The sequence below is a fragment of the Peribacillus faecalis genome (assembly GCF_014712675.1).
Taxonomy (GTDB): domain Bacteria; phylum Bacillota; class Bacilli; order Bacillales; family DSM-1321; genus Bacillus_AD; species Bacillus_AD faecalis.
The window spans coordinates 37,090-58,129 of the sequence record NZ_JACXSI010000024.1; the positions used below are offsets into that span (position 1 = coordinate 37,090).

The window sequence follows — 21,040 nt, forward strand, 5'->3', positions numbered from 1 at the left end:
CTATCCCAGAAAAATTTTCTCTATTGTTTAATTAGTTTTATGTACTAACATACATGCGCCATTTGGTTCAATAATATATTTTTTTCTTACCGACTCATGATGCAGCAGATTTTCATAGTTGTTTTCAACTTCTAAACGAAACGGTTTATCAGAACGGTTAACACCTATCACGATTTTTTCTTTTTCATTTCTGCGTTGGAAAATGAAAACCGAATCTTCGCAATGAATGGTTTCATAACTGCCATCTTTGAAAACAGTCCATTTTTTACGTATTTTGCCTAATTTTCTATACCAGCGCAGCAAATACGAATCTTCCTCGCCCCACGGGTAGCAGCGGCGATTGAACGGATCTTCATAGCCTTCCATTCCGGCTTCATCTCCGTAATAAATGCACGGTACGCCCGGTAAAGTCATTTGCAGCAATACAGCCAGCTTCATTAATTGCAGCCCATGTTCTCTTTCTTCCTCCGTCATGCTCGTTCGCGCTTTCACGTCTTTAGAGGCATGATGCAATTCCTTGCCGCCAAGGGCAGTTAAAATCCTTCTTGTATCATGGGTGCCAAGCATATTCATTAAACAGTGCAGCACTTGAGGCGGATAATTATTGACAATTGATGACACAACGTTATGCAAATTTTTGGCGTCTTGATAGCGGATGAACTGGATTATCGCATCCTTGAACGGATAGTTCATAACACTGTCCAATTGCTGTCCATAAAAGTAATTGCGCCTCTTGCCATATGCAACCTTATTCGAAGCATCTTCCCAAACTTCCCCAATGATGAGCGCCTCGGGATCGACTCCCTTCACAGCCTCACGGAACTTCTCCAAAAAACGATCAGGTAATTCATCGACAACATCCAAGCGCCAACCAGAAGCACCTTCTAATAGCCATCTGTTGCCGATTCCTTCCTTGCCGGCTATAAATTCCTCATAGCTCGGATTTTCTTCATTAATGGCCGGCAGCGTATCAATTCCCCACCAGCACTCATATTGATCCGGATAATGAAAAAACTTATACCAATCATAATATGGGGATGCCTTCGATTGGTAAGCACCAACCGAAGGATATTTCCCTTTTTTATTGAAATAAATGCTATCAGAGCCGGTATGGTTGAAAACTCCATCGAGAATGATGCGGATATCATACTTCATCGCTGCCTCGCACAGATTTTGAAAATCTTGCAAATGACCGAACGAAGGATCGATTTTTTTATAATTGCCCGTATCATATTTATGGTTAGAAAAGGCCTCAAAGATTGGGCTCAAATAAATGCATGTAACACCTAACGAGTGAAGGTATGGAAGCTTTGAAATAATGCCCTTCAAATTGCCGCCGAAGAAGTCATTGTTGACTACTTCGCCATGCTCATTCGGTGCATATTCCGGTAACCCGCCCCAATCATGACGAAACTTTTGGTCTTTTCTAACTAAGCCTGGGCCTTCCTTCGCAAAGCGGTCGACGAAAATATGATAGTAAATACCGCCCTTGATCCAATCCGGCGTTTTGAAGTCTTTATCATAAACCGTCAATTGCCATGACGGAGGCTCAACCTCTGTCACCATATGGCCATCTATGCCTTTCCCCACATATAAAATGTGGTTCAGAGTCTTCAACTGGAAGTAATACCAAACTAACCCTTGTTGCTTCACTTTTACTTCCTGCTCATAAATATCCCGGCCTCCACTTATGCCCTTCCACTTCATTCTTATATATTGATATTTATCATCTTCGTCATTAATCCAGACGATTGATGTCTCCTTCAATCCATAAGAACGAGGAACCTGGATTTCAAATACAATGGTTGAATTATTCGGCACTGCTCCTGTCGGTTCTCGGAAGCATCCCTTGCTAAACCGTGAACGAATTGAAATTTCCACCATTCCATCTCCTTATTTAAGCGGCGATATCCCCCAAATACGATCAGCGTATTCTTCTATGCTGCGGTCAGCCGCAAAACGTTCTGCACCCGCAATATTAATGAGTGACATTTTGTTCCACTTCAGTTGATCTTTATAAACTTCCATAGCATTCTGATGAACCTTTAAATAATCCTCGAAATCAGCCAAGCACATATACGGATCGCCGATTCCATATTCCCCTACAATCAAGTAGCGATAAATCGTTTCAAAGGATTCACCGTTAAACCCAATCCGCAGTTGGTCAACAACGCGACGAATTTTAGCGTTATTGTGGTAGTAAGACGATGCGGCATAGCCTTCCTTCCATCTTCGTTCCACCTCATTGGCATGCATACCGAAGATAAAAATATTATCGCGTCCAACCGCCTCTGTGATTTCTACATTGGCGCCATCCATTGTGCCGAGTGTCAATGCGCCGTTAATCATCATTTTCATGTTGCCGGTACCGCTTGCTTCTTTTCCTGCAAGCGAAATTTGCTCACTCAGTTCTGTTGCCGGCATCAAATGTTCTGCCATCGTCACACAATAGTTTTCTAAAAAGACTACACGAATTTTTTCGCGCATAATCGGATCTTTCTCGATTTCTGCACTTAAATGGCAAATCAGTTTAATGACTTCTTTGGCAATGTAATAACCGGGAGCTGCTTTCGCTGCAAAAAGGAATGTTTGCGGCGCGATTTCCATATTCGGATTATCTTTTAAATCTAAATATAAAGAAATGATACGTAGCGCATTCAGAAGCTGACGCTTGTATTCATGGAGCCTTTTTGCCTGAACAACGAACATCGATTGCGGATCGATTGTTACGCCTTTCTTATCCATCAATTCAGCAAATCGCACTTTATTATTGTACTTAATCTTCTCAAGCTGTTGAAGAACTGCTTTGTTGCTATGATAACGGCGGAAATCGCCTAGTCGCTTAGCGTCTTTTTTATAGGCGTCGCCGATGCATTCATCCAACAATTCCGTTAATTCCGGGTTGGATTGGCAAAGCCATCTTCTATGAGCAATACCATTTGTGACATTCGTGAATTTTTCAGGGTTTACTCGATTAAAATCGGCAAATACATCATCTTTTAATATTTCAGAATGTAGCTTGGACACACCATTCACACAATTGGAGCCGGCCACAGCCAGGTTTGCCATGCGCACCTGATTATGCGATATAATGGACATACGTTCAACCATTTCCCAGTTACCTGGATATTTCAGCCACAAACTATGGCAAAAACGTTCGTTCAACTCTTTAATAATTCCATAAATCCGTGGGAGTTGCTGCTGAATTAAGCCAGCCGACCATTTTTCCAAAGCCTCTGCCAATACGGTATGATTTGTATATGTGACAGTTTCTGTGACCATTTTATACGCTTCATCCCAAGTATAATTATGCTCATCCATGAAGATGCGCATTAATTCCGGTATGCAAAGCGTCGGATGCGTATCGTTGATATGGATGGCTACTTTTTCACTGAAATTCGCAAGCGTGCCGTATTGGTTCAAATGCTCGCGAACAATGTTTTGAACTGAAGCCGATACAAGGAAATATTGCTGTCTTAATCGCAATGTTTTCCCTTCAAAGTGATTGTCAGATGGATACAGAACTTTATTAATCAGCTCAGCACTTGTATTCTCCATCATTGCGCGTTCATAGTCACCTTGCGCGAAAGAATTCATATCGAAGTTTTTAATGTCTCGGGCGCGCCATAAACGCAATACTGAAACACCTTCAGAATCTGCACCTGAGATCATCATGTCAAAAGGAACAGCTTCTACTTCATCATAATCAAGATGCTCAATCTTCAAGCCTTTATCAGACCATTTCTCTTCAATTCTGCCCTGAAACTTCACTTGAAAAGTGAGATCGTTCCGTTTATTTAACCATACATCTCCGCCAGGTAACCAAATGTCGGGTAATTCCATTTGCCAGCCATCAACTATTTTCTGCTTGAATAAACCATATTCATAACAAATTGAATATCCCATTGCTGGATATTCCATCGTGGCGAGGGAGTCCATGAAACAAGAAGCTAATCGTCCTAATCCGCCATTCCCTAAGCCTGCATCAGGCTCTTCTTCATACAAGTCTTCGAGCTTAAAGTCCCACTCCGACAGTACATCCTCAAACTCATCCTTCAGTCCTAAATTGTAGACATTGTTCTTTAGAGAACGGCCTACAAGGAATTCCATGCATAAATAATATACTTTCTTACTATGGTTGCGCTTAATTTGTTTATTAAACTTCGCTCGCTTCTCCAAAAGTATATCAAGGACTGTTCTAGCACACGCTTTGTACATTTGTGACGTAGTGGCTTCTTCTGCCGAAATCCCATAATGTCGAGATAGCTTATTAGTGATACCATTCCTTATTTCATCTTTTAATTCCGTTACTTCCATGATGATTCCTCCCAGCATTTAAAGTAAAACTTTCTGACATCCGCATAGTGACACATTGGTCCATCCACGGATGTCAGAATTAATGCCTAGCTTTATTAATAAGGGACTTGAACACAAGCAACTTCCGCATATAATTTTTCATATTCACGCGCTGATTTTTCCCAGCTGAAGTCAAGCGACATAATCCACTCTACCAGCAGGTTCCATTGCTCGCGGTTGTAATATAAGTGCAATCCGCGGTGAATCGCATTTAATAGCTCATGAGTATTGTAGTTCTCAAACGTGAAGCCGTTACCTTCACCGTTTGAGCAGTCATGAATCGTATCATGCAATCCGCCTGTTTGACGCACAATCGGAACTGTACCATAGCGTGAAGCAATCATTTGTGCTAAACCGCAAGGCTCGCTCTTCGAAGGCATTAAGAAAAAGTCTGCGCCGGCATATACTTTGCGGGCCAGGTCAGAGTTGAAGCAAAGCATTGCCGCAACCTTACCTTGGTACTGACTTTGAAGCCAATTGAAGTAGTCTTCATATTGACGTTCACCGATTCCCAATACAACAATTTGGACGCGTTCGTTCAGAAGCTGATCCATAATTTTTGTCACTAAATCAAGACCTTTATGTGTAACAAGACGAGTGATTAGCGCAATGACCGGTACATCTTCCTCAACCGGCAAATTCACAAGTCTTTGCAGTTCCGCTTTGTTGATTTTCTTATTTTCTGTCGCGTCTTTGCTGTAGTTTGCGAAAAGTGCCGCATCTGTTTCAGGATTATAGCTTTCTACATCAATTCCATTCAAGATACCGCGCATTTTGAATTCATTCTTTTGAATAATTTGCGCAAGACCCTTCGCATAATAATTATCTCTTAATTCTCTTGCATATGTTGGGCTAACTGTATTCACTTGATGAGAGCATTCAATCGCGGCTTTCATTAAGTTGACACATCCATGATATTCAAGCAGTTCTCTTGCGTGTGGAGACAGCCCCATTACATCCTCAACAACATCGAAGCCATATTTACCTTGGTATTCGATATTGTGGATTGTGAAGATGGATTTCGCATTTAAATGGTGATAGTGGTAATGCAGATATACCGGTATTAAAGCCGTTTGCCAGTCATGGCTGTGAATGATTTCCGGCTCAAAGTCCATGAAGTATATGCTGTCTAATACCGCCTTGCTGAAAAACGCAAAACGTTCGCCATCATCAAAATAACCGTAAGCATTGCTGCGTTTAAAATAATATTCATTGTCAATGAAATAATATGTTACGCCGTTCTTCTCTGTGCGGAAAAGGCCGCAATATTGTTTGCGCCAACCAAGCCCTACATCAAAATGGCAAATAAACTCCATTTGCTGTCTCTCTTCCCAGCTAATTGATTCATACATCGGCAAAACGACACGCACATCAAAGTGTTCGCTGTTTTCTTTCATGATTGCTTTTGGAAGTGATCCAACAACTTCACCTAATCCGCCTGTTGCTACAAATGGCATACCCTCAGACGCCGCAATTAAAACTTGAAGTTTCTTCTTTTCTTCGACAGCAGGTGTATCTTGCTCTTTATCTAACACCGCAACAGCAGCACTCACTTGCTCCTTTGCAACCAATACTTCCTTTTCCGCTGCTTTTTCTTCAATCTTAGAAGCTGTTACTTTGTCTTCTTCTAGTTTTTCCCACTTTTTAACAACTGCATTCTTATTTTTATTCATCGTTCTTTTTCTTGCCTTTTTTTTCATTTTAAATCCACCCTTCAATCAACCATGGGTTGTCATATGTGTATGTATGATTCAAAGAATCATTTGTATAAGTTAGGCAACCGGACAAACAGAATGACTCTGCTATCACGATTGCCCTTATCTTTCATATATTAGTAATGTGGTTAAATAATGCTTCCTTTTTCAATGTAGAAAGGATGCGTACCATGTCCGCATAATGTGCGGTCATCACCGATAAATACATTTTTATCAGTAACAATATGGCTTAGCGTAGCATTTATGCCAATAATGCTATCCTGCATGATGACACAGTTATTGACATTCGCATCTTTATCGATTTTAACGCCGCGGAAAATGACGGAGTTTTTCACTGTGCCGTTAATGATGCAACCGTCTGCAATAATTGAATTTTCCACTACTGCATCTTCTCCATATGTAGTTGCCGGTGAATCATTAACACTTGTGTAAATAGGACGGTAAGGCTTGCGGAATAATTCTTCGCGCACCTTCAAGTCCAGTAAATCAAGGTTGCTGGCTAAATAGCTTTCTAGAGAGTCGATGTATGCATAGTACTCATTAAACTCATAGCCTTTGATTTTAATATGAGAGGCATTATCCGACCAATATTCAAGCAATGTTTTGTAGCCCTTATTACTTGCAATCAGCATATGATTTTTCAGGAAATCTTTGCGCATAACCATTGTACCTATGTATAGCGCATCTCCTTTTTTCGTATTGTTGGCACGCTTAATCTTGTTGATGCGGCCGTCTTCATCCAGCAGGAAGACTGATCGTTTTGCGTTCCATGTTGCATCTTTATCATGCTTCTTATAAACAATTGTCACATCAGAATCGTTGTTTTTATGCTCTTTTAAAACATCTGCGTAAGAAATGTTATGGATGATGTCGCAATCCGTCAAGATGACATATTCCTCGTCTGCTTTGTCCAAATAATACGAAATGCCCTTTAAAGTATTTAAACGGTTATCCATTTGCACAAACTCTTCTGAATCATCCACATACGGTTGCAATACTTGAATACCGCCGCGTTTTCGGGCTAAATCCCATGCCTTACCAGTGCCTAGGTGATCCATTAGGTTTTGGTAATTATGGCGCGTAACAACACCTACTTTTGTAATACCGGAATTGGTCATATTAGAAAGAACAAAGTCAATCAGGCGGTATCTTCCTCCAAATGGAACAGATGACATGATGCGATTTTTTGTGATTTCTGGAACATTCTTATCTCTAATATTTGAAAAAACAATACCTAACGCGTTCATTCTACAACCTCTCTCTCGATTACATTCACTAAAATGCTTTTATCATATTTAATGATAAACGGACTTTCTTTTTGTAACTTTTGTTCTTCTTGGCGTTCTTTTTCACGCTTTTCAATTCTTTTCGCATACGTATCATTATCGATGATTTCACCTGAAGCGATGACTTCTCCATCATGAAGTTTCACACCAGTTCCGAGCACTGCCAATTCGACGCCTTCTGCTCTTTCCTCACCGACAACACAATCCGATCCAACATATACACTAGAATCAACGATGCTATACTGAACTTGAGCACCTTCATTGATGTATGTATTTCTCATCACAACACTGTCTTTAATAACTGCTCCTTTTTCAACCGTTACACCGCTGAATAAGACGGAGTTGATGACTGTTCCTTCAATTTCGCAGCCTTCTGCGATAATGCTGTTTTTGACAGAGCCGTGCTTTCCGATAAAATGCGGGTGGTCCGGATAATGGCGGTAGCTGATTTTCCATTTGTTATCTCGTAGATCAAGCTGAGGTCTTTCACCAAGAAGATCCATGTTTCCTTCCCATAATGACTGAAGTGTTCCTACATCCTTCCAATAACCTTCGAATGGATAAGCGAACATTCTCTCGCCTGCATTCAACATAGCCGGAATGACATTTTTCCCAAAGTCTTTTGAAGAAGTCGGATCCGCTTCATCTTGAGTTAAATAACGGAATAATGCTTCTTTCTTAAAGATATATACACCCATTGACGCTTGGTTGCTCTTAGGATTTTCCGGTTTTTCCTCGAATTCATAAATGCTTCCGTCTTCATTCGTATTCATGATACCGAAACGGCTTGCTTCCTCCATCGGCACAGAAAGGACAGCGATTGTACAATCTGCATCTTTTTCGATATGATATTCGAGCATCTTATTGTAATCCATCTTGTAAATATGGTCGCCTGATAAAATAATTACATAATCAGGTTTGTAACGATCAATGAAATTCATATTTTGATAGATAGCATTAGCCGTACCTTTATACCAGTCGCCTCCTGCTACCCCCTGATATGGAGGCAAAATATGTACGCCACCATATGTACGGTCTAAATCCCATGGCTCACCGTTGTCAATATAATCGTTCAGTTCAAGAGGTTGATATTGCGTAAGTACACCAACTGTATCGATACCGGAGTTAATGCAGTTCGATAGTGTAAAATCTATTATTCTATACTTTCCACCAAAATGAACTGCAGGTTTTGCGATTTGTTTCGTTAAGACGTGCAATCGGCTTCCTTGACCCCCAGCAAGCAACATTGCGACACATTTTTTCTTCCGATACATTCTACTTTCCCCCTCTTTAGTTTATCTTTGTTTTGTAGAATTCTGTGTTGATCTAGATTTCTTGAAGAAATCTTATGCAATAAACAATCGAGTTTTGAATAGAGAGCGGATGTCGGCACAATGCCGACAAGCCGGTTAAGTTCCTCTCTTAAATCTTTGTTACTTTAGGCTTAACATGCTGGAATACCAATGTCGTTAATGGCGGCAAGTTAATAGAAATGTATTGATCAAAATCATGTACATAGCCTTCCTTCGCCTTCAGCAGCTTTCTGTTACGTCTTCCTTCGCCGCCGAATTTTTTCAAGTCGGTGTTGAAAATTTCTTTATACGTTCCTGTTTCCGGTACTCCTACATAGTAATCATCCCATTCAGCAGATGAGAAGTTTACAATTACAATCAATTCATTTTGGTCACGATCCAGTCTGCGGTATGCAAGTACATTTCGCGTATGGTCATTGTGACAAATCCAACTAAATCCATCCGATGAGCAATCCAGCTCCCAAAGCGGTTTATGCTCTAAGTAAAAATGATTGGCATACTGGAAGAATGTTTGTAACTTTTTGTGGGAATCGTATTTCAGCAGGAACCATTCAAGCTCTTTGCTGAAATTCCATTCAGTAAATTGACCGATTTCCGAGCCCATGAACATTAATTTTTTCCCCGGGTGGCTGAGCATATATAAAATGAAGCTGCGGACACCCGCAAATTTATCCACATACTCACCCGGCATTTTGTCCAATAATGAACGCTTGCCATGAACCACTTCATCATGAGAAATCGGTAATATAAAATTTTCGTTGCATGCATACATAATTGGGAAGGTTAATTTTCCGTGGTTGTATTGTCTGCCAATCGGGTCTACTTCTATATAAGAAAGTACATCGTTCATCCAACCCATATTCCATTTAAAATTAAATCCTAATCCGTCATGCTCCGGCGGAAGTGTAACCCCCGGCCAAGCTGTCGATTCTTCCGCAATCATCAGATTCTCAGGAAATTTCGACAAAACTGTTTTATTTAATAGTTTCAGAAATTCAATGGCTTCTAAATTGCCGTCTCCGCCATGTACATTCGGTCTCCATTCACCATGCTGTCTGTTGTAATTCAAGTAAAGCATCGACGCGACCGCATCTACCCGGATTCCATCAATATGGTACTTTTCCATCCAGAAAACCGCATTGGAAATCAGGAAAGATTGCACTTCATTACGGCCATAATCAAATATTCTCGTACCCCATTGTTTATGTTCCTGTTTCAATTCATCCTGATACTCATACAATGGTTGTCCGTCAAATTCATATAGTCCGTGTGCATCCTTTGGAAAGTGCGCAGGTACCCAATCCATAATAATGCCAATTCCGTGTTCATGCGCCAAATTGACCAAATACATGAAATCCTCCGGCATGCCAAAGCGGGATGTAACACTGTAGTATCCGCATACTTGATAGCCCCATGAACCATCGAAAGGATATTCTGACAAAGGAAGCAATTCAATATGCGTATAACCCATTTTCTTCGCATAAGGAATCAGTTCATTTGCAATCGTGCGATAGTTCAAATATTCGCCTTCCTCAGACTTTTTCCAAGATCCCAGGTGGACTTCATAAATATTCATCGGGCTTTCGTAGGCGTTCTGTCCAGCTTTATGGAACTGCCAATCACCGTCTGTCCAAGTGAATTTGTCAGTTAAAGAATAGGTGTATGAAGCTGTACGTTCCTGCGTTTCGCTATGGAAAGCATAAGGATCTGCTTTAAAAAGAATGCGTCCGTCTTTTGTCGTAATCGCATATTTGTATAGCGAATATTCCGCAAGCTCTTCGATAAACAACTCCCATACCCCTTCCTCTGACTCCTTGGCCATTGGATGCGATTGGGGATTCCATTCATTAAAGTCGCCTACAACAGATACAGCAGCAGCATTTGGAGCCCACACCCTAAAAACAAAACCTTCTTTTCCATCCCGAGTACATTGATGAGAACCTAAGTAATCATATGCCTCAAAGTTCTTTCCTTGATGAAATAAGTATTTTGCCAAAGATAAATCTTCCTTATATTGCTGCATCTAATCAACTCCCTTAATTAAACGAGTGTTACCCATTTTTTGTATATAGTTTAAATTGTACCATTAGAATTGCCCTAATAATCACTAAATGTTGAAAAAATTAATATTTTTTACATTTATAACATTTTTTGACAACGTTCGAGCGCACTTATCTCAATTTCTCTCGGGTACAACTTTAAAAGATACAGGAATCTGATTGCAATTCCATCTCCACTAACAACGATTACAGCTAATTGAAGGTTTTCTCCATCTATCATTCTATCTCATAGCATTGATTGCTCATTGTTTAACATATAAAAGAAAATTAAACTTAAAAAATAGTAAATTAATAAAATCGGAAAATTTCACAAACAATAGAACACTTCAAAAACTTTAACGATTGATTAGCTTGTTTTAATAATAAAGCAAAAAAGGCATTTTAAACATATGTGTTCATCAACTGAGATAAAACGTTCAATTATTTCACAATTCTAATTCACATTAATGAATTTTTTCACAATCTCTGTTCACAAATACACATTTGATACCCAATAGATTTTAAGATACATAATAAGAAACATCCGGAAACTGATTCTATTGTCTTGAGTATCCTATTTATCGCAAGAGCAGGTCTATTTTTCAGAACGAATATAAATGACCGATGTTCCGTACCAAATCAATCTATTCGGCATCTACCAACGTACTAGCTTTGACGAATTCAAGAATATTGTTCTCGGAAGAAAATAACTGTTTAATAGAGGCTGTCATTATGACTGCCTCTATTTTTTTAAAAGTTAAAGATAGCATATTTTTTTACCTAGATAGCTGTCTAACCATACACCTGCCATGCTCGGAGGCCTACAGGATGTAGGTCATATCGGCGAAGACATGCGAACGTGGCGTTTTTAGCCGATGTTCCTTTTTATTGCCTCCTCCAAGAAACCAAAGGCGGGTTTCTTGTGTGGGGCTCTCAGGTTGAGAGTTACAGCGATGAAGATATCTGGACGTATCGCTCTTAGTCTCTGTTCCTTGTTAACGGGTCCTCCCGCATGTCTTTTTCATCGAGGTGAATCTAAGTAGCATATTCATAATGAAAAAGGAACGGTAATGGTTTTTCTCATACTAAATATTTGTCCAACTCGGCTGCGAGTTCTTGCGGCATATGAATGGATTCCTGCCTGTCATAGTCAAAGCAGACTAGAACAGTACTCCCCACTGCTACCAGCTCCCTCGTTTTCGCACATTTTATTTCATGTTCCAATACGAAACTTTTCTTTCCGATTTTCGACACACGCGCATTCAAACGAAGCATTTGCCCCGAGTACGCCTGCTTTATAAAATCACATTTCGTCGATGCGACGATAAAATTGAAATTTTGTTTTTTTTTGAACTTATCTATTCCAATCTCTTTGAAGAACTTCATTCTCGCCTCTTCCAAATAAAAAAAGTAACTGGCATTATTCACATGTCCTGCCGCATCCGTTTCACAAAAGCGGACAAAAACATCAATTTCAAAAAAACTCCGCAAAACATTCCCTCCCTTTTTTCTTTTAATTATAAAATTTTAGCCTTCCTGTCTTTCCTGGCTTTTTAAATGAAAAATCACATTTTGGTCATACTATCGGAAACAAATATTTATGGAGGAAAACTGATCATGACTTTTCAAAAAGCATTGAGATTGTTCAATCTGGCACTCATCGGTGGTGTCCTTTATTTAACAATTGAACTATTATGGCGCGGCTACACCCATTGGACGATGGGCGTTGTCGGAGGTATTTGCTTCATCCTCATCGGATTAAATGCCAATATTTTTTCTATTAACGCTCCTTTATTGACACAAGCGTTAATAGGCACGCTATTCGTCACCTTCATAGAGTTAATTTCCGGTTTAATCCTCAATATTTGGCTTAAATTAGGCATTTGGGATTACAGCAGCCTTCCTCTTAACTTTCTCGGACAAATCTGTTTGCCATACATACTGCTCTGGTTTCCGTTGACCTTTTTCGCAATCATTTTATTTAACTGGCTTAGATACTGGCTATACAATGAGGACCGTCCGAGATTTAAATTAATTTAAATATATTGAATCATGTAGACATTTATGTGAAATATAAAAAAATAAGCCTGAGAAGATTACACTTCCCGGGCTTTAATCAACTGTGTCACCAAGATTCCTGGTGCCACTTCTTTTGTATTTCTTTCCGCAAAACCAAACTTTTTGTAAAGGGCGATTGCCGGTAAATTTGCAGTGCCGGTGCTCACCTTTACTATTCCGGTATCACTAACCTCTCTAACCTCTTTTAAGAAAAACTGCAGCAATTCCGTTGCTATACCTCTATTAAAATGGCTAGGATGCACAACTAAACGGCATATTAGCCAATAATCATTTTCTTTACAATAGGAAAGCACTCCTTGCATATTCCCATCAAAAAAGAAGCCTAAGAAAGTCTCTCCGCTCTCAGCAAGCGACTCTTCTGTATCCAAAAGCGATGGAATCTCATCAAATTGAATAAGCTTTGCTTCAACTTCATACGCTGGAATTTGAATCCTCAACACTTGTCTAGCAGTTTCTTGATCACTAATATCTAGTACCTTAATCATATAATCACCTCTACTTAAAACAGCAGCTTGCTTACTATATAGGCAAGACACAATATAACGGCTGCCAGTATCGTAAAAATCCAGGCTGTTTTTTGCTTCGCCCTGTAATAATCCGGATGCTCTTCATATCGCTTGCCAATTGGGTTAGCTAGCAATATTTTATCCCATGCTCCGTTAATCCAAATGCTGATAAAAAAGCAAAACAAAACACCGACTGCTGCCTTTAAAATAGGAGGCAATAAAATAACCGCACCTGCTGTTACGGCAACAAGACGAAAATATCCTCCTACGAATGTAAAATTCCGAATAAATATTTTGAAGAACAATTCATTAAATCCGTTTTGTGCATTTCGTTTTCGAAATATTTTACTACGAAACATTAATGGCCGCCTACGTTTAATCACTCTTGGTTTTTCTACAGAATTGGACACTCCAAAAATCATTGATACAAAACGCAATTTTTGCTCATTCTCAAGTAAGCACTCTTCCTCAAAAAAGCGAAGTGTTGATATAATCGGTCGCATAAACAAAAGCGTAATCCCCGTCAACATTACGCCTGCCACTCCCAAAAAGACAAATGTCATCTCCATAATCAATAAATTACCGATAAAAAACAAAACAAACATGAAAATCGCCATCAGATTTTGTATCCAACCATTAATAGAAAAGCGAAGTTTCATGTGCAGCGCTCTAATAAATAAAGCGACTCCTTTCCAGTAAAACAGCAACGAAACAAATTCTAGCAAATCAATCCTTTGAACCTTCATCAGAAAAGGCAATAAAACGACTACAAGCAATATGATCTCAAGCACTATTTTTACGATTGCATACGAAAACGCCCATCTCTTCATTTCTATAAAGCTTGAGCGGTGCTTTAAATAAAAAATCCCATCCGCTTCCTTTACAAAAAGACGGAAAGTGCCGACCCATGACAAAATGTACACTGCGCTTGCAATTAGCGGCAGTGAAACGAAGCTGCTCCAAGCAGGCAAATCAAGCCACCATGAACGGTATATGATCACTGCCGCAACCAAAGCCGGAATCAATATATACAGCATGACGGTCCAATCAATTATATTTTTCCAAATCCGAAATTGATAGATGTAATCCTTCCTGACGCGAGCGAATAGCACATGAAGACTACTCATCCCCTTCGTCCTCCACGAGATGGTGATAGCAATCAAACAAGGAAAGATTACTATTACCGCATTGTTCCTGCAGTTGCGCAAGCGTTCCAGTAGCGATCTGTCTGCCTGAATCGATCAGCACAAACGAGTCACATACCTTTTCCGCTGTATCTAATACGTGCGTGCTCATCAATATGCCTGTACCTTTCTCTCTTTCTTTCGTAATCAGCTCAAGCAATGACCTTGTCGCAATAGGATCTAAGCCAATAAACGGCTCATCTATAATCAAAATATTCGGCTTTGTCATAAACGCCAATATAATCATCGCCTTTTGCTGCATTCCCTTTGAATATGTATGAGGTAATTGATGCACGTGCTTATCCATTTTGAACAGCTTCAAAAGCGGATTCACCTGCTCCTCGACTTGAAGATCAGACATTTGCTCGACACTGACAATAAAGTCAATATGTTCCTGTAACGTTAGTTCATCATAAAATACCGGGCTCTCCGGCAAATATGAAATCGCAATTCCTTCTTCTTTGCTAATCTTGCCTTCCATATACGGCATCAATCCAAGAATGCTCTTAATCGTCGTGCTTTTACCCGCTCCGTTCGCACCAATCAGCCCGACGAGCGCACCCTTCTCTATTGTAAAATCAATTTCCGAGAGTTTTATCTCATTTGCTGTATAACCCGCTTGTTCAATATGTACAGTCAGTAACGGCACCTTATCTCCTCCATTCCCATTAAGTTGTTACTCTATTTACGATTCAATGTAAAAAAAGTTCCCTCGGTCTAGCCAGTGAGAACCGCACAATCATAACAAAATGTTTATATTAGCATATGCGGAGCGCTACAGATTTTCTCCATCAGCACATCCGCATGTTATTGCCATCAGATTCTTAGTTAGCGGTTATAGTTTATTTTATAAAACCCTCTAAAAATCCCATCCATAGATTCTTGATTTTCTCTAGCTTTCCTTGACTTTGAATGTCAGATTCCCCTGAAACACCTATATAAAATTTAATTTTCGGTTCAGTACCCGATGGTCGAATGCAAACCCAAGACCCATCAGCTAATAAAAATTTTAAGACATTGGATTTAGGGAAAGAAAGAACATTTTCAGACCCCTCATCATTCATCCAAAATCCTTTGAAATAATCTTCAATAGCAGTAATCGTTAGTTCTTCAAAGCTTCTTCTTTTCCATTAATAAATAATGAAGCATGATTGCTCCTACTTGATTTCCCGTCAACACGCTATATTCTTGGGTACTGGTTTTCACCGCTACTCCTAAGCAATCTCCATCAGGATCCGTGCCAAAACGGTCGTTTCGAAGGAAAAACAATCATAATCTCTATTACATGCTTCTATCACTGCCTCATTTCCTTGCATCCGCCTATTTTATCGCTATAATAAGGAATGAAAGGATGTTGATTATGTTAAACATTACAGAATTTGAAGTTCAACTTATTAATGATGCATTCGGAATTCTCCCTGGAGATCGCTATGAATTTCTTATATATTTAGATGTTCCTGAGGAAGATGAGCTATATAATGAAAACGGTGTATACATACGAGCTCTTTACGTAGTCGATGGTGAAGAGAAGAAACTTTTGAAGTACGATTTAGTTGAAAGCGGAGAAAATACTGTTCTTGACTTTGACTTAGAAGATGACGAAATTCAAGTGGTTACTGAATTTTGTGAGCAGCATTATATTGAAGCAGAATAAGCTCTATTAAGACAGAATATTTGGTTCTGTCTTTTTTGTGCGAATAAAAACAGCAACAAATAGAGGAGCCACTAAAAACTGCGGCTCCCCTATAAAAATAATTGACCAATTCTATGTCGGTCATAATCTAATATCCAGTCATTATATTGTTCATAAATCTCTCTAATTGAATCGGCAGAAGCAGCAATTAAATCACAGCCCCTATCATCATAAATATGAAAAATAGTTTTTCTGTTTATATTTATGAAATAAGCATCCAACTAACTCACCCCCTATCTATTTACAAATCAGCAGAAACCCCCTTCTCAACTGCCACTCTTCTGCGCGCAGCCAAGCCGTTCACTGTTATAATCCCTAATGCGACAAGTACTAGACCTGCAATTGCTGACAGACCGATTTCTTCTCCAAGGAAAAGGCCGCTCAGCAATACGCCGAAAACCGGAATCAAGAAGTTAAAAATCGACACTTTACCGACAGAATTATATTTCAATACATTGTTCCACAGCAAAAAGCCGGCTGCCGATAAAAATGCCAAATAAATCAGCATGAAAACTTCCGTCAGTGAAAACGAAAAAAAAGTGAAGTCCGTCATAAACATGCCAAGCAGAAGCAGCATGGATGAGCCGAGAATCATTCCGTAGCTCGTTAAATAATGAACGCTATAATTTGAAAAAGCCTTCTTTGTGACAATATTGCCGTATGCTCCGACAATTGTCGACGTTAATACGAATAATTCCCCGACACCGATTACAATTCCGCCCGCTCCTTGCGGTATGTATGCAAGCAGTACTCCTGAAAATCCGATGCTTAGCCCAATGACCTTTTGCATCGATAAACGGTCATTTTTCAACAGGAAGTGAGCAAAAATGATTTGAAAAAACGATGCCGTACCGGCAATGATGCTGCCTTGTACGCCACTTGCTCTGCTCAAACCGATATAAAAGAAGAAATATTGCAGAAACGTCATTAACACTGCCAATGTCACAATTGTAGACAGCGATGATTTTTGAATTTTAAAATCTGCTTTTTTGCCGATTAACGCATAAAAAGCCATTATAAAAAGTCCTGCCAAAAAGAAGCGATAGCCTGCAAACAGTATTTGCTCTCCCACCTCATTCGGGCCGATTTGTAAATGTTGATAACTAAGCTTAATGACAGGAAAGGCGCTTCCCCACAAAAAAGCAGCTGTTATAGCTGATAAAGCCATACCGAGCGGATGGCGAAAAAAAGCTTCTGTCTTCACGTAAAACTTTCACTCCTCAAATGTTTCGTTCTAAGTTGCCTTCCTATCATACACTAAAACTGTTATCTAAAGGAACCATAGGCCACTGTTCATGGATTTATTTCTACATGTATGGATTCAATATATAAGTCACAGCATTCCTGTTCCTTTTTCAATTTACTTGCAAGTTTCTATACCAAACAACATTTCCGTAAAAACGGAAAAGCCGTTGAGAAGTCCTGTCTCAACGGCCTGACAAAAAGACTCCGTATTCTGTTCGTCTATATTTTATTCCTATCCAAGATCCGTGCCGACACCAGTTGAATGGCCGCTATTAAAATAACTGTTAAAGCAATACTTCCCCAAAGCCCCGACTCTATTTCTGTTCCTTGCACCATCGAAGACGCATAACTGCTGAGCTGTGTCGGACTCCATGCAAGCTGATCTTTAAAATAGCTTCCGGCAAGCGATAAAGCGGTAAAGAATATCACATTGATGATAGCAATCGCTCCGTTCCCACTGAAAACCGCACTTGTAAGCACGACAACTGAAACTATAAAAACGATATAAAGACTATAAGTTGCCATACTAGCAAGCACATCAGCAACCGGCAATTTTGAGAATAATAGAATTGTATAATAAAAGGAAAGCAAATAACCGCATATAAACGATACGACCAGCAGCAGGCTATGCGCCAACGTCTTACTTGCGACGATTTGGATTGAAGTAACCGGCTTGGTAAATACCATCATCAGTGCCCCGCTCTTTCGTTCATCGCTAATCGTGCCCATTACCGCAACGACGATGAGCAATAGACCGATTGAATTCAGCTGCGAAAGCACACTGGCCATAACCTCTCCGCTTGATGGCAATGGCATTTCAAACACCGCACCTTCCGGAAAGTTGCCCCCCATCTTCAAAATATCATCCATAAAATAATACGTGACCGGCTGCATCACTGACAGCAACATAAACACGACCGGCAACCAGATGATCTTGCTGCTTCTTTTCAGCCCTAAAAATTCTTTTGATAACAGTGTCATAAAGCTGCTCATGATTTCACCACCTCCATAAACACGCTTTCCAACGTTTGCTTACCTTGATGGAAGTGAACAATGTCGACATTATGATCCAAACACCAGCGTAACAGCTCTTCCTTTGTGCTATCAGACCGTAGAATGATATCGGCGCTATATTCACCCACCATATATATTTCTTTGATAAACTCGCAATCTGCCAATTCTTTCGGAAGCGGATTGGCAGCTCGCAATGAATAGTTTTGTGCAGCTTGCGAAAGCAGTTCTTCAAGTGTTCCGTGGGCGACAATTTCACCGTTTCTCATCAGTAAAATATCATCGCTGATTTCCTCAGCATCATGCAAAATATGTGTTGAGTAAATAATCGTCGTCGTTTTTTTCAATTCATTCAATATATTCATTACATCTCTGCGCCCGACCGGATCGAGCGCTGACACCGGTTCATCCAATATTAAAAACGAAGGCTGATGCAAAAGCGCCTGCGCCAGTCCGAGCCGCTGCTTCATCCCGCCGCTGAACCCCTGTATTTTACGATTAGCCGCATCACTAATTCCGGTCAACTGCAAAACAAATGGTATTCTCTCCTTCAGCTTTGATTTATCCATGTGTGCCAGTTTTCCGGTAAAATGCAGAAATTCTTTCGGCGTCATCCATCCGTAAAATGACGGAATTTGCGGCAAAAATCCGATTTCATTGCGCCAATTTTTATCATGATGATACGAAATTGTTCCGCCGTCACTATCTATTAATCCGACCAACATGTGAAGCAAAGTTGTTTTTCCGGCGCCATTTGGACCGATTAGCGCGACACAGCGCCCCTGCTCAATCGTAAAACTGACATCATTGACAACCTTTCTGCCTGTAAATGATTTGCTGAGATGTTCTGCTTTAATATTCATAAGCGATTACCTCTGCTTTCTGCCGATTATAAAATATACAATCGGTCCAATAATGTTAAAGAATACGATAATAATTGCCCACATCCATTTCGGTCCTTGCGTTTCCTCCTGTTTAACCAAGCTCACAAGCGCCGTCACCAATAAAATCAGCTGCAGCACAAAAATCGGCAATAAAATCATCATTAATTTTGAAGTTTCCATATCCATTTACTTCACCCTCCTTCTTTTTTCAGGCCAAATAACAAACAAATAATAAAGAATTGCTCCTGAAGGAATATTCAGAAGACCAAGCAAACCCCAAAACCAGGCATTCGCTCCCCGTTTTTTAGCAGATAGAAAAATAAGCGTGCCTTGTGTCAGCAGCACTGCCACAACCAGCACATAAATCATAATCTGTAGCGGCAATGATAAACTTTGGATATCCAATGTCATATGTGCGAGTCCTCTCTATTTCTCAATCTTGTCCGAACAACCACATAAATCAACATGGTTGCCACCCCAGCTATTTGAATAGTCAAATATAGTGCCGGACTGTTTGTCAATATTAATAGTGAAAGTACTGTAATTACGGAAGCCGCTCCAAGAAACATAAACAATTCACGAAGCATCATTTTTTTATAAATGGCCTTTTTTTCTTGAACAAGCATTGTGATTGCATGAGCAGAAGGTGCCGAAACATCGATTGCCTCATCTAATTCATAAAATGCCCGTTCGACCCTTTTTTCTGTATCATCCTTCATACTTGTTTATCTCCTTTCTAACCAACGTTAAACTTTTATGGACACGGGATTTCACTGTTCCGTCTTTAATGAACATCATTTCTCCAATTTCCTCATAAGAAAAGCCGTAATAATGCTTCAGCAACAGCGGAATCCGATATTTGGCATCCAGCTTCTGAATGATCTCCATCACTTCGTCAAACTGTTGATTGTTATTTTCAACCTGCCACTTCAGCAGTTGATTGCTTTCTTTTGCCGCTTTCTTGAAAAGCCATCTGTCACGCTTCTTTTTCCTGAGCAAGTCGACATATGTCCGGGTCGCAATCGTTATGAGCCACGTTGTGAATTTGCTTATACCGTTAAATTGCTTCCTGTGCAAATATGCCTTCAACATCGTATCTTGGACAATTTCTTCAGTAGTGACGGTGTCCATCGTCATTTTCAACACATATTTATAAAGAAAGGAATAATGCATGTGCAGGAGTTCAGCTAATGCTTCATCATCCCCATTTTGCATCTTTGCAATCAACTGCTCCTCTATTGTTTCTGACTCCAACACTTTCCCACCTTTTCATCAATCTATATGTAAGACGAAAGTTTTCCGCCAATCGTTCACTCATTTTTAAATTTTTTTGTTAGAAAAACCGTTACCGGTCCTTTTTCCTTTTTGAGTCCGCCTCTTGAAATCACTTCAATGAAAAAGGAGCCATGCGGGAGGACTAAGATGAATCACACGAGAAACCCGTTTTTGGTTTCTTGGGGAGGCAGCTTAGGACCGAGCATGGCAGGTATAAGGTTAGACAGCTTTTCAAGTTCAAAAAGTATATACTCCCTCTATAAAGTAAGGTTTTTCTTTGTTTTTCTCTGTTTTTCGTAGAATTGCTATGCCGTTTGAATCAAATAAATGTGAAATCCCCGTAAGAATGAGCTGAATTTTAATCATTTTAGAAGTGGAGGGTACCTTTAAGAAGCCTTCCCTTCCTTTTTTTTGAAAGACTGGTGAAAATATATGGTCGTACCTTGGATCCCAC

20 protein-coding genes and 1 pseudogene are annotated in these 21,040 nt (G+C 39.8%); 2 read left to right on the forward strand and 19 right to left on the reverse strand.

Annotation, left to right across the window (positions count from 1 at the left end; genetic code table 11):
* Positions 1 to 27: 27 nt before the first annotated feature.
* The 7 genes from IEO70_RS11170 to IEO70_RS11200 all read right to left on the reverse strand — a co-directional run bounded on the left by IEO70_RS11170 (position 28) and on the right by IEO70_RS11200 (position 12,200).
* Positions 28 to 1,884 carry a glycoside hydrolase family 13 protein gene (locus tag IEO70_RS11170; RefSeq protein ID WP_190998460.1) on the reverse strand — a complete coding sequence of 619 codons (1,857 nt, stop codon included), beginning with the start codon at positions 1,882 to 1,884 and terminating at the stop codon, positions 28 to 30.
* A 9-nt stretch (positions 1,885 to 1,893) separates the two neighbouring features.
* Positions 1,894 to 4,317, reverse strand: coding sequence for a glycogen/starch/alpha-glucan phosphorylase (locus IEO70_RS11175; RefSeq protein WP_190998461.1), 2,424 nt, complete (start codon positions 4,315 to 4,317; stop codon positions 1,894 to 1,896).
* A gap of 95 nt (positions 4,318 to 4,412) precedes the next feature.
* Entirely contained in the window at positions 4,413 to 6,056 is a 1,644-nt protein-coding gene (gene glgA, locus IEO70_RS11180) for a glycogen synthase GlgA (RefSeq protein WP_235973588.1), read from the reverse strand.
* A gap of 143 nt (positions 6,057 to 6,199) precedes the next feature.
* On the reverse strand, positions 6,200 to 7,318 hold the full coding sequence (gene glgD / locus IEO70_RS11185) for a glucose-1-phosphate adenylyltransferase subunit GlgD (protein WP_190998462.1): 1,119 nt from the start codon (positions 7,316 to 7,318) through the stop codon (positions 6,200 to 6,202).
* A complete protein-coding gene (locus tag IEO70_RS11190; protein ID WP_190998463.1) occupies positions 7,315 to 8,631 on the reverse strand; it encodes a glucose-1-phosphate adenylyltransferase in 1,317 nt (438 codons plus the stop codon). The genes glgD and IEO70_RS11190 overlap by 4 nt, the downstream gene beginning before the upstream one ends.
* 148 nt (positions 8,632 to 8,779) lie before the next feature.
* On the reverse strand, positions 8,780 to 10,693 hold the full coding sequence (gene glgB / locus IEO70_RS11195) for a 1,4-alpha-glucan branching protein GlgB (RefSeq protein ID WP_190998464.1): 1,914 nt from the start codon (positions 10,691 to 10,693) through the stop codon (positions 8,780 to 8,782).
* Between the two features lie 1,096 nt (positions 10,694 to 11,789).
* Entirely contained in the window at positions 11,790 to 12,200 is a 411-nt protein-coding gene (locus IEO70_RS11200) for an acyl-CoA thioesterase (RefSeq protein ID WP_190998465.1), read from the reverse strand.
* Positions 12,201 to 12,326: 126 nt separating this feature from the next.
* On the opposite strand from IEO70_RS11200, the gene IEO70_RS11205 reads away from it, so the two are divergent.
* Positions 12,327 to 12,749, forward strand: coding sequence for a putative ABC transporter permease (locus tag IEO70_RS11205; protein ID WP_190998466.1), 423 nt, complete (start codon positions 12,327 to 12,329; stop codon positions 12,747 to 12,749).
* Positions 12,750 to 12,805: 56 nt separating this feature from the next.
* On the opposite strand, the gene IEO70_RS11210 is transcribed toward IEO70_RS11205, so the two are convergent.
* The 4 genes from IEO70_RS11210 to IEO70_RS20455 form a co-directional block, all read right to left on the reverse strand.
* Positions 12,806 to 13,273 carry a GNAT family N-acetyltransferase gene (locus IEO70_RS11210; RefSeq protein ID WP_190998467.1) on the reverse strand — a complete coding sequence of 156 codons (468 nt, stop codon included), beginning with the start codon at positions 13,271 to 13,273 and terminating at the stop codon, positions 12,806 to 12,808.
* A gap of 14 nt (positions 13,274 to 13,287) precedes the next feature.
* The gene (locus IEO70_RS11215; RefSeq protein ID WP_190998468.1) at positions 13,288 to 14,421 is read right to left on the reverse strand and encodes an ABC transporter permease; all 1,134 of its coding nucleotides are present in this window, start codon (positions 14,419 to 14,421) and stop codon (positions 13,288 to 13,290) included.
* Positions 14,414 to 15,127, reverse strand: coding sequence for an ABC transporter ATP-binding protein (locus IEO70_RS11220; RefSeq protein ID WP_190998469.1), 714 nt, complete (start codon positions 15,125 to 15,127; stop codon positions 14,414 to 14,416). The genes IEO70_RS11215 and IEO70_RS11220 overlap by 8 nt, the downstream gene beginning before the upstream one ends.
* Before the next feature lie 193 nt (positions 15,128 to 15,320).
* A complete protein-coding gene (locus IEO70_RS20455; RefSeq protein WP_407949137.1) occupies positions 15,321 to 15,542 on the reverse strand; it encodes a hypothetical protein in 222 nt (73 codons plus the stop codon).
* 296 nt (positions 15,543 to 15,838) lie between these two features.
* On the opposite strand from IEO70_RS20455, the gene IEO70_RS11230 reads away from it, so the two are divergent.
* Positions 15,839 to 16,132, forward strand: a complete 294-nt coding sequence (locus tag IEO70_RS11230) for a DUF6509 family protein (protein ID WP_190998470.1) — start codon at positions 15,839 to 15,841, stop codon at positions 16,130 to 16,132.
* An 89-nt stretch (positions 16,133 to 16,221) separates the two neighbouring features.
* On the opposite strand, the pseudogene IEO70_RS11235 reads toward IEO70_RS11230, so the two are convergent.
* From IEO70_RS11235 to sigY, 8 genes and pseudogenes are all read right to left on the reverse strand, one after another.
* Positions 16,222 to 16,383: pseudogene (locus tag IEO70_RS11235) on the reverse strand (DUF3885 domain-containing protein); the annotation flags it as partial.
* Positions 16,384 to 16,412: 29 nt separating this feature from the next.
* Positions 16,413 to 17,375 (reverse strand): DMT family transporter, encoded by a 963-nt coding sequence (locus tag IEO70_RS11240; RefSeq protein ID WP_190998472.1) that lies wholly within the window; start codon positions 17,373 to 17,375, stop codon positions 16,413 to 16,415.
* 260 nt (positions 17,376 to 17,635) lie between these two features.
* The gene (locus IEO70_RS11245; protein ID WP_190998473.1) at positions 17,636 to 18,409 is read right to left on the reverse strand and encodes an ABC transporter permease; all 774 of its coding nucleotides are present in this window, start codon (positions 18,407 to 18,409) and stop codon (positions 17,636 to 17,638) included.
* Positions 18,406 to 19,290, reverse strand: a complete 885-nt coding sequence (locus IEO70_RS11250; RefSeq protein ID WP_190998474.1) for an ABC transporter ATP-binding protein — start codon at positions 19,288 to 19,290, stop codon at positions 18,406 to 18,408. The genes IEO70_RS11245 and IEO70_RS11250 overlap by 4 nt, the downstream gene beginning before the upstream one ends.
* Positions 19,291 to 19,296: 6 nt before the next feature.
* Entirely contained in the window at positions 19,297 to 19,497 is a 201-nt protein-coding gene (locus IEO70_RS11255) for a PLD nuclease N-terminal domain-containing protein (protein ID WP_190998475.1), read from the reverse strand.
* Positions 19,498 to 19,722, reverse strand: coding sequence for a transcriptional regulator (locus IEO70_RS11260; protein ID WP_235973589.1), 225 nt, complete (start codon positions 19,720 to 19,722; stop codon positions 19,498 to 19,500).
* The gene (locus tag IEO70_RS11265) at positions 19,719 to 20,030 is read right to left on the reverse strand and encodes a YxlC family protein (protein WP_190998476.1); all 312 of its coding nucleotides are present in this window, start codon (positions 20,028 to 20,030) and stop codon (positions 19,719 to 19,721) included. The genes IEO70_RS11260 and IEO70_RS11265 overlap by 4 nt, the downstream gene beginning before the upstream one ends.
* Positions 20,020 to 20,565, reverse strand: a complete 546-nt coding sequence (sigY, locus tag IEO70_RS11270; protein WP_235973590.1) for an RNA polymerase sigma factor SigY — start codon at positions 20,563 to 20,565, stop codon at positions 20,020 to 20,022. Before sigY ends, IEO70_RS11265 begins: the two co-directional genes overlap by 11 nt.
* Between the last annotated feature and the right edge of the window lie 475 nt (positions 20,566 to 21,040).

Bases quoted from the DNA above. Each gene is read 5' to 3' on its own strand.
- glgD (WP_190998462.1), bottom strand. From the start codon at position 7,318: ATGAACGCGTTAGGTATTGTTTTTTCAAATATTAGAGATAAGAATGTT.
- IEO70_RS11170 (WP_190998460.1), bottom strand. From the start codon at position 1,884: ATGGTGGAAATTTCAATTCGTTCACGGTTTAGCAAGGGATGCTTCCGA.
- IEO70_RS11230 (WP_190998470.1), top strand. From the start codon at position 15,839: ATGTTAAACATTACAGAATTTGAAGTTCAACTTATTAATGATGCATTC.
- IEO70_RS11215 (WP_190998468.1), bottom strand. From the start codon at position 14,421: ATGAGTAGTCTTCATGTGCTATTCGCTCGCGTCAGGAAGGATTACATC.
- IEO70_RS11250 (WP_190998474.1), bottom strand. From the start codon at position 19,290: ATGAATATTAAAGCAGAACATCTCAGCAAATCATTTACAGGCAGAAAG.
- glgA (WP_235973588.1), bottom strand. From the start codon at position 6,056: ATGAAAAAAAAGGCAAGAAAAAGAACGATGAATAAAAATAAGAATGCA.
- IEO70_RS11260 (WP_235973589.1), bottom strand. From the start codon at position 19,722: ATGACATTGGATATCCAAAGTTTATCATTGCCGCTACAGATTATGATT.
- IEO70_RS11210 (WP_190998467.1), bottom strand. From the start codon at position 13,273: ATGATTAAGGTACTAGATATTAGTGATCAAGAAACTGCTAGACAAGTG.
- IEO70_RS11190 (WP_190998463.1), bottom strand. From the start codon at position 8,631: ATGTATCGGAAGAAAAAATGTGTCGCAATGTTGCTTGCTGGGGGTCAA.
- IEO70_RS11175 (WP_190998461.1), bottom strand. From the start codon at position 4,317: ATGGAAGTAACGGAATTAAAAGATGAAATAAGGAATGGTATCACTAAT.
- IEO70_RS20455 (WP_407949137.1), bottom strand. From the start codon at position 15,542: ATGAATGATGAGGGGTCTGAAAATGTTCTTTCTTTCCCTAAATCCAAT.
- IEO70_RS11265 (WP_190998476.1), bottom strand. From the start codon at position 20,030: ATGAAGGATGATACAGAAAAAAGGGTCGAACGGGCATTTTATGAATTA.
- glgB (WP_190998464.1), bottom strand. From the start codon at position 10,693: ATGCAGCAATATAAGGAAGATTTATCTTTGGCAAAATACTTATTTCAT.
- IEO70_RS11245 (WP_190998473.1), bottom strand. From the start codon at position 18,409: ATGAGCAGCTTTATGACACTGTTATCAAAAGAATTTTTAGGGCTGAAA.
- IEO70_RS11255 (WP_190998475.1), bottom strand. From the start codon at position 19,497: ATGGATATGGAAACTTCAAAATTAATGATGATTTTATTGCCGATTTTT.
- IEO70_RS11205 (WP_190998466.1), top strand. From the start codon at position 12,327: ATGACTTTTCAAAAAGCATTGAGATTGTTCAATCTGGCACTCATCGGT.